This window comes from Streptomyces sp. NPDC002889 (assembly GCF_042888425.1).
GTDB lineage: Bacteria > Actinomycetota > Actinomycetes > Streptomycetales > Streptomycetaceae > Streptomyces.
Genome location: NZ_JBIAPT010000010.1, coordinates 132,280 through 148,147 on the forward strand (window position 1 = coordinate 132,280; position 15,868 = coordinate 148,147).

Sequence of the window (15,868 nt, forward strand, 5' to 3'; positions counted from 1 at the left end):
AGCGATGATGCCGTAGAGCCGGTGGCTCAGAAGGTGAGACTCCAGGAGTCGATGTATCCGGTGTCACCCGAGGCCACATCGCGGACCTGCAGCTTCCATGTCCCGTTGGCGACCTCGCTGGACGCGTCGACCGTGTACGTCGCGAGGACGTTGTCGGCGCTGTCCGAGCCCGAGGATGCCTTCAGGTTGCGCACGGTGCCGTCCGGGGCGACCAGGTCGACGACCAGGTCGCCGCGCCAGGTGTGCTTGATGTCCACGGCGACCTTGAGGGCCGCGGGGGCGTTTCCGGTGCGGCCGGTGACAGGGATCGAGGACGAAACGGTGGAGTTGTCGCCGATCGTGACATCCGTCGTGTTGCTGAACGTCGCACCCGGGGTGGTGTCGGTGACGGCGTTCACGGTCTTCGTGGAATCGGCGATGCCGGCGCCGCAGCCGCCGGTGCAGGTGCCGGGCAGCGGGCGGGCGTTGGCCTTGATCGCGGACTCGATGTCGGCCGGGGTCAGGGCCGGCTTGGCCGACTCCAGCAGCGCGGCGAGGCCGGCGATGTGCGGGGCTGCCATCGAAGTGCCCTGGTAGGGCTTGTAGTTCTCCGCCGACTGGGTGGTGGTTCCCGAGTTCAGCGTGGAGAGGATGCCGTTCTCCGGGGTGGTGACGGTGCCGGGCGTGTCGGTGGCGCGGCGGGTTTCGCCGCCGGGCGCGGCGACATCGACGATGCTGCCGAAGTTCGAGTAGAACGAGCGGTTGCCCTCGCGGCTGGTGGACGCCACGTTGATGATGTTCGCGCAGTTGGCGGGGGTGAAGCCGGAGGCGTTGGCGTTGCTGTTGCCGGCTGCGACCACGACGGTGGTGCCGCGGGAGACGGCGCCGTTGATGGCGTTCTGGTAGACGCTCGGGCAGGTGGCGCTGGCGCCGCCCAGGCTCAGGTTGATGACCTTCGCCGGAGTCGCGTTCGCCGGGATGCCCGGGACGGTGCCACCGGACGCCCAGGTGATGGCGTCGGCGATGTCCGCGGAGGAGCCGCCGCACTTGCCGAGTACCCGCACAGGCTGGATCTTCGCGTTGTACGCGATGCCCGCGACGCCCTTGCCGTTGCCGGTCGTTGCCGCGATGGTGCCCGCCACATGCGTGCCGTGCCAGGAGGAGTTGCTTGCCTTGGAGCCGGTGCCGCACTCGCCGTCGGTGGCGTTCCAGTCGCCCTCGTCCTTGGCGTTGCTGTCGCGGCCGTTGCCGTCACGGGCGTCGGCGGAGGTGGAGATGAAGTCGTAGCCGGACACCACATTGGCGGCCAGGTCCGTGTGGGCGGCGTAGCCCGTGTCGATGACGGCGACCGTGACGCCGCTGCCGGTCGTCTTGTCCCAGGCGCCGGGGACGTTCATCCCGCCGGTGGCCTCGAACAGGTCCCACTGCTTGGTGTACTCGGTGTCGTTCGGGGTCACCGCCATCGCGTAGGCGCGGATGTCGGGCTCCACGGACGCGACCGACGGGTCGGCGCGGAAGGCGTCCATGACCTCGGTGACGTCCTTCTTCGATGCCTCGCCGCCCAGGTCGACCAGGGCGGCGCCCCCGGCGAGCCGGCGCTCGAAGGAAAGGCTCTCGCCGGTCTCGGAGCCCTTGGCGGCTGCGTCGGACTTCGCGGCTGTGTTCGAACTGGCCTCGGCAGCCTTCGACTTGTAGGTGACGATGACCTTCTCGACCGGCGCGGTGGGCAGCGTGGTCATGGACTGCGAAGCAGGGGCGGGCTTCGGGGAGGGGTCCGCCGGGGCGGCGGCAAGCGCCACGGAGGAGGTGGCAGCGGCGCCGACGATCGTGGCGCTCGCGGCCGCGACGGCTATGAGTCTCCGCCTGGAACCGTTCAAGGTGTTCCCTTTCGAATGACGGTGCGGAGCGCGGGCGGGCGGCGCGGGATGAACCGCGCTGCGGTGTGGGGGGTGCGACCGCGATTCCCCTGGGCCGGGGTCGCCCGCGCGCCGCCGCCGCGCGACAGCCCCTGGTCAAGGGCCGTCACCGGCGGAGCCCCGCATTACATGCACCTGACATTCAGGGCTTGGAATACGGGGTCTGCCGGTGTCGCAGACAGTAGGGAACGGCGAGATGAACTCGATACGGGGAAAACCCTTGTCACCCCCGCGCGGCACGAGGGGCGGGCGCTTCCGGGAATCAAGGATGAAAGGGAAAGGGGGAGAATGTAGGTGATTGAGCCGCTCCCGATCCCGGAGGTCGCGATGGATGTCCTGGTGCTGATCGGACGCATTCTCTTCGCGCTGCTCTTCCTCTCCTCAGGCGTCGCCCACCTCGTCCAGACCAAGGCGATGGCCGGATACGCAGCCTCCCGGGGGCTGCCTGCCGCTGTGCCCGCGGTCCTCTTCAGCGGGCTCCTGCTTCTGGCGGGCGGGCTCAGCCTCGTCCTCGGCGTGTGGGCAGACCTGGGCGCACTGCTGCTGGCCGTTTTCTGCTTCCCGACCGCGGTCCTGATGCACGCCTTCTGGAAGGAGAGCGACGCGCAGATGCGCCAGATCGAGCAGACGATGTTCTTGAAGGACATCGCGCTGGGCGGTGCGGCGCTGATGCTGCTGGCGTTCTTCTCGTACGCCGGTGACGACCTCGGACTGACCATCACGGGGCCGCTGTTCGACATCCGCTGACCGGCTCGGTGCGCGTACCGCGCAGGCGCCGGGCGAAGGCGACGTCACGGCGGGTGTCCGCACCGGCGACCTGTTCGCCGGGAAGGGGCGCCGTAACCGCGGCCGTAACGGGTTGGCGGTTGGGGCGAGTCGGCCCAGCGCCGCTCCAACTCCTGGGCGCACACGCCTTGATGGGGTCTGCGTGCCTCGACGTCGAGGGGGATCGGATCCCCGGTGCGTACGAGAGGAAGCGGGCCTCCCCGTACTGATGCCCCCTCGCCGGCCCCGCGGCCGTTTCCCGGGCGTGCCGCGTGGACACGACGACGGTCGGCACATCAAGGCCGGCACCGACCAGGATCGCGGCCCCGCCTGCCCGTACGAGAGAACCGCGATGTCCGAATTCCGCCAGCCCCGGTCCGGGGCGGCTCGCATACTGGCCGTATGGCGATCGAGGACAGCGGGGAGAGGACCAGGGAGGACAGCAGGTACGAGGCGGTGAGCAGCAGGGACGCCAGGTTCGACGGCGTGTTCTTCTTCGCCGTCTCCACCACTGGCATCTACTGCCGGCCGAGCTGCCCGGCGATCACGCCCAAACGGCGGAACGTCACCTTCTACCGGACCGCCGCGGCAGCCCAGAGCGCCGGATTCCGGGCCTGCCGCCGCTGCCGCCCGGACGCCGTTCCCGGCTCCGCCGAGTGGAACGCCCGCGCCGATGTCGTCGGCCGCGCCATGCGGCTGATCGGCGACGGTGTCGTCGACCGGGAAGGCGTCGGGGGCCTCGCCACCCGTCTCGGCTACAGCGCCCGCCAGGTGCAGCGCCAGCTGAACGCCGAACTCGGCGCCGGACCCATCGCACTCGCCCGTGCCCAGCGTGGCCACACCGCCCGCGTACTGCTGCAGACCACCACGCTGCAGGCCGCGGAGATCGCCTTCGCGGCGGGGTTCGCGAGCGTACGGCAGTTCAACGACACGATCCGGGAGATCTACGCCGCGACCCCCGGCGAACTCCGTGCTTCCCGCCCGGGACGCACCTCCCGCTTCGGGCCGGTCTCACCCGACAACGGCGCGGCGGGCGTCCCCCTGCGGCTCGCGTACCGGGGCCCGTACGACGCAGGCGCGGTCTTCGACCACCTGGCCCGCGAGGCGGTCCCCGGTATCGAGGAACTCGTCGGCGCACACGGCTCCCGCACCTACCGGCGCACCCTGCGCCTGCCGGGCGGAGCGGGCGTCGCCGAGGTCGAGGAACGCACCGGCGCGGGAGGCTGGCTCGAGTGCCGGCTGCACCTGGCGGATCTGCGCGACCTGACCACGGCGACGCAGCGGATGCGCCGGCTGTTCGACCTGGACGCCGACCCGTGTGCCGTCGCCGAACGACTGGGCGCGGACCCGGTGCTCGCGCCCCTGGTCGCCGCCCGCCCGGGCCTGCGTACACCGGGCACGGTCGATCCGCACGAGTTCGCGGTACGGGCCGTGCTGGGCCGGGACGCGGCGCGGGTGGTGGAGGAGCACGGGCAGGAGCTCTGCGTCCCGAGCGGCGGCCTCACCCACCTTTTCCCGCACGCACGGGACCTGGCAGGCGAGCAGGCGCCCACACGGCTGCGCGCCCTGACCGAGGCGCTGGCCGACGGCACCCTCACACTCGACGCGGGCGCCGACCGGGGCGGGACCGAACGCCAGTTGCTGACGCTCCCGGGCATCGACGCCCGGACGGCCGCCCTGATCCGTATGCGCGCCCTGGGTGACCCCGACGTCCTGCTCCCGGACGACCCGGCGGTACCCGCGGCCGCCGACACCGAGCGCTGGCGGCCGTGGCGCTCGTACGCGACGCAGCACCTGTGCCAGACGCGATCGGTCGGACAGACGGACCGGTCGTAGGCGGCGGCCCGGTCCGTACGCGACCGGCACGGTCCCACAGGCTGCACGGCTGCGTAGGGGCCGGGGCGCGCTGCACCTGTCCGGTTCGGTGGCGGCCCCCGGCCGCAGTGGTGTCAGGCGATCGACGCCGAGATGATCGCGGACACCGCGAGGTTGCAGGACGCCGTCACCCACACGGCCGGGTGCGGTTCCGGCTCGACCAGCGTGGCTCCCAGCCTGCCCGGCGTGACCAGGTCCACGATCAGGAAGGCCACCGCCATCATCACCAGGCCCAGGAGCCCGAACGCGGCGGTGGAGACAAGGCCCTTGGCGAAGTTGTCGTACGTCGTCCAGATGGACGTGAACACGATGCCACCGATACCGAGCAGTGCCGAGCTCAACAGCAGCGCCGCGTTGCGATTGCGCTCCTCCCAGATCTGCCGGCCGAGCTTTCCGGGCGTCAGCAGGTCGACGAGCACGATGCCGAGGATGAGGAGGACCACACCGAGGGCGCCGTACGTGCCGGCGCGGCCAAGTCCGTTGACTATGTCGCTCATTGAGGGGCCGGTCTCCGTATCGAAAAGATCTTGCTTGTCAAGGGCGCGCAAAATCTACCGCATGCATCCGGCCAAGCTGTCAGCCCCCCGGGCCCCACCCGTACGGCCCAGCACCGCAGGGGCCCCGGGCTCTTCCCGGTCGACAGTGGATCTCGACGCCCACCGCCAGAGCACCGGGAGAAGCAATGGGACATATCGGCCGACGTGACCTCGGACTGCTCGCACTGCGGGTCGGCACCGGTGCCGTTCTGGTTGCGCACGGCACCCAGAAGCTCTTCGGCTGGTTCGGGGGCGGCGGCCTTGAGGGCACCGCGAAAGGCATGGAGGCCATGGGATTCAGGCCGGGCAAGCACAGCGCGGTCGCCGCCGGGCTCGGCGAGGCGGGCGGCGGGACGCTGCTCGCGCTGGGCCTCGCGACCCCTGCCGCCGGAGCCGCGGCAGCAGGCGCCATGGCCGCGGCGGTCGCCGTGCATGCCCCCGCGGGGTTCTTCAACCAGGCGGGCGGCTTCGAGTACCCGGCCTTCCTGGGCTTCACCGCGGCGGCCGTCGCGCTCACGGGGCCCGGGCGTTACTCGCTCGACCATGTGACCGCCCACCGCCTGGACCAGCCGTGGGTCCTCGCGACGGCCTGTGCCGGCAGCGCTCTCGCCGCGGCCGCCGTGCTCAAGAAGCGGGCGTCGGCGCAGGCGGAGACGGTGGAGTCGGCGGACGAGTCGCCGCAGTAGGCCGCTGCTGCGACCGTCGGCCGCGTACCCCTGACGGCGGCGGGCCCCTGGCCTTCGAGCTCTCCGGCGGCCGGCGGACCATGTCGGAGCGTCGCGGCCCGCACGCGGCTCAGGACGCGCGCCACCCGCTCCAGCGCAGGACCGATACCTCGACCACCGGCCCGCCGGGCGGCCGGTCGGCGTACTGCTGGTACTTCGCCGTGAGCAGGCCGACGCAGCGGGCGGCCTCCGGGGAGCTGCCCCGCGACGGGAGCACGCGGGCCTCGCCGTCGGCCCGGGCCCACCACAGGTGGTCCCAGTCCTCCTCGTAGTGGTCGGTGAGCAGGCAGACCGCCGGATTGGCCGCGATGTTGACCAGGCGTTTCAGCCGTGTCGTCCGCTTCGGTTTGTGGTCGACGGCCAGCATCACCGTGTCGCCGTCCAGGGCGAAAACCACAGGCACGAGGTGCGGGCGGCCCGCCGTGTCGGCCGTCGCGAGGTGGGCGATGCGCGCCGCGGCGAACCGCTCCCGTGCCTCAGCGCTCGTCAGAGCGGGCATCGCACCCCTTTCCGCGGTCGGTCACGGATTCTCCGATCGGTCCCGCACCGGCTGCCGGTGCCTCAGCGGTACCGGGCCGCGACTTCGGCCAGCCGGTCCAGGTACTCGAGCGTCTCCCGCTCGGGCATCGTCGGCACGTAGAACAGCAGCCGCTCGACCCCCAGAGGGATGTAGCCCTCGATCTGCTCGGGATCGTCGGGAGCCGCGTACACCGTCACCGGCACCTCTCGGCCGGCAAGGGCGCGCAGCCGCTCGATCCGTGGACCGAGCTCCTGCGGCGGCAGGCTGATGGCCAGCCACGCGTCCCCGAGCTGCGCCACCCGCCGGAACGCGCCCTCTCCGCCGCCGACATAGATCGGCGGATGGGGACGCTGCACGGGCTTGGGCCAGGCGAAGACCGGGTCGAAGTTCACGAACTCGCCGTGGAACTCGGCCTTCTCCGCGGTCCACAGTTCGCGCATGGCGCGCAGCCGCTCATCGGTGAGCCGGCCGCGGGTAGAGGGGTCGGTTCCGTGGTTCCTCATCTCCTCACGGTTCCAGCCGACCCCCACGCCGAAGATCACGCGACCGCCCGAGACCAGGTCGAGCGAGGCCACCTCCTTCGCCGTGATGATCGGGTCGCGCTGCGGGACCAGCGCGATGCCGGTGCCCAGCAGCAGCCGCTCGGTCACCACACCGGCCGCGGTCAGAGCGACGAAGGGGTCAAGGGTGCGGTAGTAGATGTCCGGCAGCTCACCACCGCCGGGGTAGGGCGTCTCGCGGTTCGCCGGGACATGGCTGTGCTCCGCGATGAACAACGAGTCGAACGCGCGCTCCTCGAGCGCGGTTCCGAGCGAGGTCGGGCCGATGCCCTGGTCGGTGATGAAGGTCGAGACTCCGAATTTCACGACGGCTCCGTCGAGGGTCGAGTACGGGAAAGAACGGGCGGCTCAGATCTGCTGACTACCCTCTCCGGGCCGTCCCGCTCCCATGACCACCCGTGAGAACCATCGCGGAGCACGGTTGCGGGCCCGCGGCCGCAAGAACGCACCTGGATGCTGGCGGGACACGCATCGGCGGCCCGCCGACCCGGAACCGCGGCGCGGTGTCCGTCACCGACGCCCTGGAGCGGTGAAGTACCGAGCGGGGCCCCTGTCGTGCGTGCCGGCAGCCAGGCGGGTGAGAACGGCGGCCGGATGCCGCCCGCGCACTCCGTACGGCGCCGTGCGGAGTGCGCGGGCCCTGGGCGTCGTGACGTCGCGCGCCGCCAACTCCATGACGAAGGTGCCGAGATGTGCGCCACATCAGCAGAGCCCCAATGAGACAAGCTCTCGGGCGCTGCGTATCGCTTCATAACCAGACCAACCCGGGCGGCCTCGGCCGCCACGGATCCGCTGCTCCGGAGATCACATACCTCATCATTCTGGTGCTTATCTGTTCACGACAAGACATCCTCCAGCTGTCCGCGACCGGACATCCGTGGATGTCGGTTGAGGAGGACTGCCGGTGAAGGTCGACGACACCGAATCTGAGCGAGTTTCCGGCTCAGGACCCGACGCCAGGTACTCGATCACGGACTCCTTCCAGCGGGTGCTGGCCGCCCTGGACGCCGCACGCGCCGAGCTCCACGAGACCGAACCCCGTCTGTACGGGGCCGACGAGGAGAGGGTCCGGGCCGGGAGCCCGCCACCGTCCGGACGCTCGCGCGGCCCTGGCCGGGGCACCGGCCTCGGCGGCCCACCCGCGTCCCGGCCCCCGTTCCCACCCTCGCCGGCGTTCCCGCCCTCCCCGTCGCAGGAACCGGAGGTCGGCTTCGAGGACCTGGATCTCTTCCGTCCGGAGACAGCGCAGGGAGAGGCGTTCGCCGCCCCGCCGTCCGTGGTGGTGGAGCCGCTGTGGGCGCGCGGCGCGCACCTGAGGGGTACTCAGCCCGCTGTGGTGGGCGAGCCACTGTGGGCGGGGAGCGCGGTCCCGGCGGACACCCCGCCGTCCGCCACCGCCCCGCTCCCCGGCTTCCTGGAGGACGGCACGCCCCGCGGGCACGCCCCGAACCCGGAGGAGCCCTGGTGGGGCGCCGCCCACCGGCGCCGGGACGCGGCCTCCTCGGACATCGCTGGGCCGCACACCGGCCAGTGGCCGGACGAGACCCCGCAGATGTCGCCACAACCGCCCCCCGCCCGCTGGCGGGTGAGGATCAGGGGCCGTGTGCTGCCGCGCCTCGTCGTCAAGCCGGGGCGGGTAGCCGGGGCGTTCGGGGTGGGCGCGGCGAGCGGTCTCATCGTCGCCTCTTCGATGCTGACGAACAGTCCCATGGCGCCGGCCCCGTCCGCGCCTTCCGCGCAGCCTGAGCGGCCGCTGCCCGGCGATGGGGCCGTGTCGACCCCCGGCGCCTCGCAGCCGGATGAGGGCGCGCTGAGGCAGGGGGACAACGGCCAGGAGGTGTCCGATCTGCAGAAGCGTCTGCTCCAGGTTCCCAACATCTACGACGACGGCGAGACCGACGGGCACTACGACATCGAGGTGCAGGCAGCTGTGGCCAGGTTCCAGGAGTGGTACGGCGTCCGCGGCGACGAGACCGGTGTCTACGGCGACAGCACCCGACGCGGCCTGACATCGCGCACCCGGTAGCCGGCGGGAGTCCTACGCTGTCCGCCTCCCCGTGGAAGGCAGCGCTCATGGGACGGCAGGCGCCCGCCATCGCCGCCGCCCTGCGTTGCCCCACGATGCCGGACACCCAACCGCAGAACGTGCTCGGCCCCGGTCCGACCCGCTGGACCGCGTCGTCGGCGCCGGTGCCCACCCACCGGAAGGAGCAGCCCGCTCGTCGAGCGGGCTGCCCACCGGGGTCCCCTGATCGTGCTGACGCGGCACGGATGCCGGCCGACAGCTGTGTGCCGGACCGGTCGACCGGGAAATCCCTGGCTCCCTCCTGGATCCGTACGCCGCCGCCAGGCCGGAGGCGGTGGCGCCGGGACACCTGGCCTGCTGCAACCGCTCCCCCTGACAGCGGCACACGTCGTGAGGGAATCCCAGCGGTTGAGGCTCGCCCCCGGCCTTGCTCGGCGGGTGCGTCGGAAGAGGGCGATTGGTCAGTGCGAGTCCTCACAAAACCTGGGCAACGCTGACTGGGCGTGCGACTCGTTGTAAGGTAGGGAAACCGCCCTTGACCTGCAAGAACGCAGGCAGGGAGCCTAGATTCAGGAGTACCTCGATGCTTCGCACCATGTTCAAGTCCAAGATCCACCGGGCCACTGTCACCCAGGCCGACCTGAACTACGTCGGTTCTGTCACCGTGGACCGCGATCTGATGGACGCCGCCGATCTGCTGCCCGGCGAGCTCGTACACATCGTGGACATCACCAACGGCGCCCGCCTGGAGACCTACGTCATCGAGGGCGAGCGGGGTTCCGGCGTGATCGGCATCAACGGCGCGGCCGCCCATCTGGTGCACCCCGGCGACCTGGTGATACTCATCAGCTACGCCCAGGTCGAGGACGCCGAGGCCCGTGCGCTCGTGCCCAGTGTCGTCCATGTCGACGCACAGAACCGGATCGTCGAGCTCGGATCGGACGCATCCGCCCCGGTGCCCTGCAGCGACACGGCCCGCAGCCCGCACGCCGTGGTCTGATCCGTCGACAGCGCGCCGGGCCGTACAGGCGGTCCGGCCGCAGGCGGAGGGCCCGGACAGGGCCTAGCATCGCGGCCATGCTGGCGCTGCTGCACACCTCACCGGTCCATGTCCCCGTCTTCGACGCCCTGCGCGATGCGCAGCGTCCGTCGCTGGTGCTGCGGCACTTCGTCCATGAGGATCTGCTGGCCCGCGCGAGGGCAGAAGGGCCGCAGGCACTCGCCCCCGCCGTCGCGGCCGTACTGGCCGAGGCCGTCGACGACGGCGCGAGCGCCGTGCTGTGCACCTGCTCCACGATCGGCGCCGTCGCCGAGGCCTGCGCGGCCGGGCTCGGGATACCGGTGCTGCGCGTCGATCGCCCCATGGCGGCAGCGGCGGCCGGGCACCGGCGGATCGTGGTGGTCGCGGCCTTGAACAGCACACTGGAGCCGACGGCCGATCTGATCCGCGAGGAGGCCGCGGGGCGCGATCACGAGCTGCGTACGATCGTCGTCGAAGGCGCCTGGGAGCGTTTCGAGGCCGGTGACCGGGACGGCTTTCTCGACGCGATCGCCGCCGCCGCCAACGCGGTACGGGCAGCGGACGTCATCGTTCTGGCCCAGGTGTCCATGGCGGACGCCGCCGACCGCACGACCACGACCGTGCCGGTGCTCTCCAGTCCCGGACCAGGGCTGCGGGCGGCAGCCGACGCCGCCCGGTCACCGGACCGGAACCAGCCCCCGGGCGCCGTCGACGAGTGTTCCGGCGAGTGAATCCGGCGAGCGTGGGCACCCGGACGGCGCGACAGTGGGATCGCACGGATTCGAACCTTCTGGAGGTCCGGCATGACCCATCCGTTCCCCGACCCGACACACCCTTCGCCCGGCCCTGGACCGGGCCCGGTGCCCGGCCCGCCGCCGACCCCCGGCCCGCCGCCGGGGCCCTCGCCCGATCCGATCCCGAACCCGCCGGGCCCCGATCGCCCGGACCCGGAACCGCAGCCCGGCCCGGCCCGGTGAGCTGACCTGCTGCCCGCCCGCCGACCCGCGTGCCGACCGAGAGGCCGATCAGGGCCCGGCGGCCGGCGGGTGGCGCCGGCCCGCAGCCGCGCGGAGCCCCGGTCCGGGCGGCTGATCAGCCGGCGGGCACCTCCGAGCGGTCACCGCCCCAGAGGGTGTGGAAGGACCCCTCCCGGTCGGTGCGCCGGTAGGTGTGCGCGCCGAAGAAGTCGCGCTGCGCCTGGGTGAGCGCCGCGGGCAGCCGCTCGGCGCGCAGCGCGTCGTAGTACGCGAGAGCCGCGGAGAAGCCAGGCGTCGGCACGCCCTGCCGGGCGGCCGTCGCGACCACGTCGCGCCAGTCGTCCTGCGCCGCCCCGATCTCCTCGGCGAACTGCTTGTCGGCCAGCAGAATCGGCAGATCGGGCTGTGCGTCGTACGCACCGCGGATCCGGTCCAGGAACGCCGCCCTGATGATGCAGCCGGCCCGCCAGATGGCTGCCACCGCGCCCGGGTCCACGTTCCACTCGTACGCGTCGCTGCCTGCCTGGATCTGGTGGAAGCCCTGCGTGTACGACACGATCTTGGAGGCGTACAACGCCTGCTCGACCCGCTCGGCGAAGTGCGCCGCCTCATCGGCCGACAGCGGCTCGGGCTTCGGGCCGGACAGGCCGCGCGAGGCGTCACGCAGGTCCGCGTGGCCCGACAGGGAGCGGGCGAACACCGCCTCCGCGATGCCCGAGACGGGCACGCCCAGATCGAGAGCGATCTGCACGGTCCAGCGGCCTGTGCCCTTCTGCTCCGCCTGGTCGACGACGACGTCGACGAACGGCTTCCCGGTCGCCGCGTCCGTGTGCGCGAGCACCTCGGCGGTGATCTCGATCAGATACGAGTCGAGCCGCCCCGTGTTCCAGGTGCGGAAGGTGTCGGCGATCTGCGCGGGGGAGTAGCCGGCGACGGCGCGCAGCAGGTGGTACGCCTCGGCGATCAGCTGCATATCGGCGTACTCGATGCCGTTGTGCACCATCTTCACGAAGTGGCCGGCGCCGTCCGGGCCGACATGGGTGACACAGGGGGTGCCGTCAGGGGCCTTCGCCGCGATCTTCTCCAGCATCGGGCCGAGGGAGGCGTACGACTCGGCCGAGCCGCCGGGCATGATGCTCGGACCGTGCAGCGCACCCTCCTCGCCGCCGGAGACGCCCACACCGACGAAATGGATGCCGCGCTCGCGCAGCTGCTTCTCACGACGCCGGGTGTCGGCGAAGTGGGCGTTGCCGCCGTCGATGATGACGTCGCCCTCCTCCAGAAGCGGAGCGAACTCCTCGATCACCGCGTCCGTGGCCTCGCCCGCCTTGACCATGATCATCAGGCGCCGCGGCCGCTCCAGCGCCGCGACGAACTCCTCCGGCGACTCGGCGGGCACGAACGTGCCCTCGTTGCCGAACTCCTCGACCAGGGCGCGCGTCTTGGCGGGCGTGCGGTTGTGCACGGCCACCCTGAAGCCGTTGCGGGCAAAGTTACGGGCCAGATTGCGGCCCATCACCGCGAGCCCCGTGACGCCGATCTGGGCAGTTCCACTCATGCCTACGCTCCTGGAAGTCCGTCGGAAAATCTTTGTCCCGCAAAACCGGGTCCAGCCCCCACGCATACGTACGGGCGGAGCCGGCCATTCATCGATCATCAAGGCCCGTGGAATGATCCGCATTCCGCATCGCCGCAGGTATCGTGCACGCACCGGACACCTGGGCGCGAGGGCGGGCAGCCTCCCTCTCACGGATCGGACGTCCGCCGGCCCCGTTCGCGGGAGCGCGCTCTCCCCCGGCCGGGCCGAGCACATGCTGATCTTCGCATGCCGGGTGGCCGCGTCCGTGGTCACGCAGACCCGCGAGCGAGCCCTCGGCGCCTGCCCACGCCCGAGCGCACCTGCCCCGCCGGATTTGGTCCGGCGGGGCAGGTGCGGTCCCGGTCTTCGCCGAGGCGTCCGTGTGTGGGGGCGGCGGCTTTCAGTCTGCCGCTGCCACGATGTCCTTGGTCGTCATCACCGTCGCGAAACCTCCGCCGTGCAGTGACACGGCCGACGCCTGCGCCAGTTCGTCCGCGGACCGCCGCCAGCCGAACGGCCCCTCGGTGTCGAATGTGTACGTCGCGTCCAGCGCGAACAGGACCTCGTACCCGAGGTTTCCACCCATCCGTGCCGTGGTCTCCGCACACATGTTGGTCTGGATCCCGGCCACGACGAACTGCGAGATGCCCTCGGCCCTGAACCACGCGTCCAGGTCCGGCGTCCCGTAGAAGGCCGAATTCACGGTCTTCGTCACGAACAGCTCTGCCGCGGCCCCCTTGCCTCGCCGCTGCTCGACGTACTCCTTGAGACCGTTCCCCTCCTGCCCCGGGCGAAGGGGCGAGTTCGGCTTCGACGAGTCATGGCGGACGAAGACGACCGGCCGCCCCGTGGCCTGCCATGCGTCGATGAGCGAGGCGATGTTCTCGTCAGCGTCCGGATTGTTCCGCCGACCCCAGTGGTCCAGCTCGTCGAAGCCTTTCTGTACGTCCACCACGACCAGTGCTGCGCTCTTTGCGATCTCCATGCCGACGATGCTGCCGCACGGGCCGACCCGGCCCCAGATGGGTGAAAGTCAGCGATCGATGGTTTACTGCCACGGTGGCCACCGACCCCGACCCGTACCGTGTCGCCCTTGTCAGCTTCCCGGGCATCCGAGCCTTCGACGTCTCCGTCATCACCGAGGTCTGGGGCACGGACCGCACCGGCCGCGGCGTCCCCGTCTTCGACCTGCGCCGGGTCGCCGCCGACGCCGAGCCCGTTCCCATGCGCGGGGGTATGAGCCTTTGCCCCGACCGCACACTCGCCTGGCTGGCCCGAGCCGACCTGATCCTGGTCCCCGGCCTGGACGACCACCTCACCCCCGCACCGCAGCCGGTGCTCGAAGCGCTGCGCCGGGCACACGCACGCGGCACCACCATCGCCGCCCTGTGCGGCGGCGCCTTCACGCTCGCCCAGGCCGGCCTCCTCGACGGCCGCCGCGTGATCACACACTGGAACCTCGTCGATCTGCTGCGCGCCGAGCACCCCCGCGTCACCGTCGAACCCGATGCCCTGTTCATCGAGGACGGCAACATCTGGACCGCCGCCGGTACGGCCGCCGGCATCGACCTGTGCCTGCACCTGGTCCGCACGGCCCACGGCGCCGAGGCGGCCGCGACGATCGCCCGCTCCATGGTCACGGCCCCTTTCCGCACCGGAACCCAGGCCCAGTTCATCGAGCACCCCACCCCGCGCACGGACCGCGATGCCGACGCGCTCGCATCCGTACGCGCATACGCCCTCCAACACCTGCACGAACCGCTGGCCGTTGCCGACCTCGCCGCCCACGCGGGCATGTCGGTACGCTCTTTCGCCCGACACTTCGCCGCGGCCACCGGCACCACGCCGCTGCGCTGGCTCCTGGACCAGCGCATCGCCGCCGCCCAGAAGCTCCTCGAACACACCGACCTGTCGATGCCCGAGATCGCCCGTCGTACGGGCTTCGGCAGCGAGATCACGATGCGCCAGCACTTCGCGTCGCGCCTCGCCACCAGCCCACGCGCCTACCGCGCCTCCTTCGCCGCCCATGCGTCGCGCGGACCGGGCACCGAACTCACGGCGCCGGCCCGCGCCTGAGCTGCGGGGCTGTCCGCCGATGGGCTCCAGCCCCTGGAGTTTCAAGCATCCGCATGCTCGAAGAGGCCGGCGTGGTCGACTCCGACGGCGGTCGGCCGCGCACTCTGCTGTGCGTGGCCCCAGGCAGCGGGCTTCTCATCGGCATCGACATCGGCGAGACCCGTGTACGCGTCGAACTCTTCGACCTCTCCCTCACCGAGCTCGCCCGCGCCGAACGGCCGCTCGCTCAACACGGCTACGACGTCGAGCGCGTCGTAGCCCATGTCCGCAGCTCGGTCGCCGACGTGCTGCGTGACTCCGGGGCCGACCCTGCTGCCCTGCTCGGCATCGGTATCGGCGTGCCCGGAACCATCGAGCACGACACACCCACCGGCGCGGTCGTGCACGGCCAGACCATCGGCTGGAGCGCCGTGCCCTTCGAGCAACTGTTGCGTGAAGCCGTCGACATACCGCCCTGCGTACCGCTGTTCATCGACAACGGAGCCAAGACACTCGGCCAGGCCGAGATGTGGTTCGGCGGCGGGCGCGGCGCCCGTGACGCCGTCGTCGCCCTGATCGGCTCAGGCGTCGGCGCCTGCCTCGTACACGCCGCGACCCCCGACGCGAACGCCCGCAGCAGCGCCCTGGAATGGGGCCACACCACCGTACGGATCCGGGGGCGGCGATGCCGCTGCGGCTCGGCCGGCTGCCTGGAGGCGTACGCGGGAGGCGAGGCCCTGCGCGAGCGCTGGCATGAGGCGGGCGGGCCGTTGCCCGCCGACGCGGACGACGAGGGAGCGCTGGCCGCCCTGCTCGCCGCCGCCTTTCCCGCCCCCGGCGGCGGTGCTCCCGACCCGGTCGCGCTCTCCCTCCTCGGCGACACCGCCGAGTACCTCGGTGCGGCCGTCGCCGACCTGATCAACCTCTTCGGTCCCGAGCGGATCCTGCTCGGCGGCTGGGCCGGGCTGCTGCTCGGCCCCCATCTGCTGCCCGAAGTGCGGCGCTACGCCGGCCAGTACCCACTGCACCACACCGCCGCCCGCACCTGCATCGAGCTCGGACAGCTCGGCCCTGACGCCGTCAGCGTGGGAGCCGCCACCCTGCCGCTGGCCGACTTCCTGGCCCGCGGCGGCAGCCGCCCGCCGGCGCACGACAGCATCGATCCGGTCGAGTCGGGACCGCCGGCGGCCAGGCGTCGCTGGTCGCGCGCCCCGGCCGAAACCGGCGGCGCCCCCGGCTGACGAACCCACCTGCCTCCCGCCCGCACATGCTCGTTCCCGGTACGGCCGGGACAGTGATGGACGGGTACCGGCCACTGTCGTGCTGAGCCCTTG

Annotated in this window: 14 protein-coding genes; 8 read left to right on the top strand and 6 right to left on the bottom strand. The window is 71.7% G+C overall.

The genetic code is table 11. The features are described 5' to 3' along the window. Window positions 1-26: 26 nt before the first annotated feature. Window positions 27-1,718: a S8 family serine peptidase gene (locus ACFYWI_RS17050; RefSeq protein WP_389232626.1), complete on the bottom strand. Its 1,692-nt coding sequence runs from the start codon at window positions 1,716-1,718 to the stop codon at window positions 27-29. Between the two features lie 504 nt (window positions 1,719-2,222). Between ACFYWI_RS17050 and ACFYWI_RS17055 the strand changes: the two genes are divergently transcribed. Next, window positions 2,223-2,642 carry a DoxX family protein gene (locus tag ACFYWI_RS17055; RefSeq protein WP_389232629.1) on the top strand — a complete coding sequence of 140 codons (420 nt, stop codon included), beginning with the start codon at window positions 2,223-2,225 and terminating at the stop codon, window positions 2,640-2,642. 420 nt (window positions 2,643-3,062) lie between these two features. Beyond that, complete coding sequence (locus tag ACFYWI_RS17060) at window positions 3,063-4,496, top strand: DNA-3-methyladenine glycosylase 2 family protein (RefSeq protein WP_389232166.1); 1,434 nt, start codon at window positions 3,063-3,065, stop codon at window positions 4,494-4,496. A gap of 113 nt (window positions 4,497-4,609) precedes the next feature. Here the strand turns inward: ACFYWI_RS17060 and ACFYWI_RS17065 are convergent, their stop codons facing one another. After that, a complete protein-coding gene (locus ACFYWI_RS17065; protein WP_389232169.1) occupies window positions 4,610-5,032 on the bottom strand; it encodes a DUF350 domain-containing protein in 423 nt (140 codons plus the stop codon). Window positions 5,033-5,217: 185 nt separating this feature from the next. Here ACFYWI_RS17065 and ACFYWI_RS17070 point away from each other — a divergent pair, with 185 nt between their 5' ends. Continuing rightward, the gene (locus ACFYWI_RS17070; RefSeq protein WP_389232172.1) at window positions 5,218-5,757 is read left to right on the top strand and encodes a DoxX family protein; all 540 of its coding nucleotides are present in this window, start codon (window positions 5,218-5,220) and stop codon (window positions 5,755-5,757) included. 109 nt (window positions 5,758-5,866) lie between these two features. On the opposite strand, the gene ACFYWI_RS17075 is transcribed toward ACFYWI_RS17070, so the two are convergent. Further along, window positions 5,867-6,295, bottom strand: coding sequence for a TIGR03668 family PPOX class F420-dependent oxidoreductase (locus ACFYWI_RS17075; protein WP_389232175.1), 429 nt, complete (start codon window positions 6,293-6,295; stop codon window positions 5,867-5,869). Window positions 6,296-6,357: 62 nt separating this feature from the next. Continuing rightward, entirely contained in the window at window positions 6,358-7,182 is an 825-nt protein-coding gene (locus ACFYWI_RS17080) for an LLM class F420-dependent oxidoreductase (protein ID WP_389232177.1), read from the bottom strand. Between the two features lie 598 nt (window positions 7,183-7,780). Here ACFYWI_RS17080 and ACFYWI_RS17085 point away from each other — a divergent pair. The 3 genes from ACFYWI_RS17085 to ACFYWI_RS17095 all read left to right on the top strand — a co-directional run bounded on the left by ACFYWI_RS17085 (window position 7,781) and on the right by ACFYWI_RS17095 (window position 10,654). After that, a complete protein-coding gene (locus ACFYWI_RS17085; RefSeq protein ID WP_389232180.1) occupies window positions 7,781-8,902 on the top strand; it encodes a peptidoglycan-binding protein in 1,122 nt (373 codons plus the stop codon). A 583-nt stretch (window positions 8,903-9,485) separates the two neighbouring features. Further along, window positions 9,486-9,902 (top strand): aspartate 1-decarboxylase, encoded by a 417-nt coding sequence (panD, locus tag ACFYWI_RS17090; RefSeq protein WP_389232183.1) that lies wholly within the window; start codon window positions 9,486-9,488, stop codon window positions 9,900-9,902. Between the two features lie 77 nt (window positions 9,903-9,979). Continuing rightward, on the top strand, window positions 9,980-10,654 hold the full coding sequence (locus ACFYWI_RS17095; RefSeq protein ID WP_389232186.1) for an aspartate/glutamate racemase family protein: 675 nt from the start codon (window positions 9,980-9,982) through the stop codon (window positions 10,652-10,654). Between the two features lie 361 nt (window positions 10,655-11,015). Here the strand turns inward: ACFYWI_RS17095 and gndA are convergent, their stop codons facing one another. Both gndA and ACFYWI_RS17105 read right to left on the bottom strand, forming a co-directional pair. Continuing rightward, window positions 11,016-12,458, bottom strand: coding sequence for an NADP-dependent phosphogluconate dehydrogenase (gndA, locus tag ACFYWI_RS17100; protein WP_389232189.1), 1,443 nt, complete (start codon window positions 12,456-12,458; stop codon window positions 11,016-11,018). Between the two features lie 421 nt (window positions 12,459-12,879). After that, the gene (locus tag ACFYWI_RS17105; RefSeq protein ID WP_389232192.1) at window positions 12,880-13,464 is read right to left on the bottom strand and encodes a cysteine hydrolase family protein; all 585 of its coding nucleotides are present in this window, start codon (window positions 13,462-13,464) and stop codon (window positions 12,880-12,882) included. A 74-nt stretch (window positions 13,465-13,538) separates the two neighbouring features. Between ACFYWI_RS17105 and ACFYWI_RS17110 the strand changes: the two genes are divergently transcribed. Together ACFYWI_RS17110 and ACFYWI_RS17115 are read left to right on the top strand one after the other, a co-directional pair. Then, the gene (locus ACFYWI_RS17110; protein WP_389232195.1) at window positions 13,539-14,555 is read left to right on the top strand and encodes a GlxA family transcriptional regulator; all 1,017 of its coding nucleotides are present in this window, start codon (window positions 13,539-13,541) and stop codon (window positions 14,553-14,555) included. Next, on the top strand, window positions 14,552-15,775 hold the full coding sequence (locus tag ACFYWI_RS17115; protein WP_389232632.1) for an ROK family protein: 1,224 nt from the start codon (window positions 14,552-14,554) through the stop codon (window positions 15,773-15,775). The genes ACFYWI_RS17110 and ACFYWI_RS17115 overlap by 4 nt, the downstream gene beginning before the upstream one ends. Window positions 15,776-15,868: the final 93 nt, after the last annotated feature.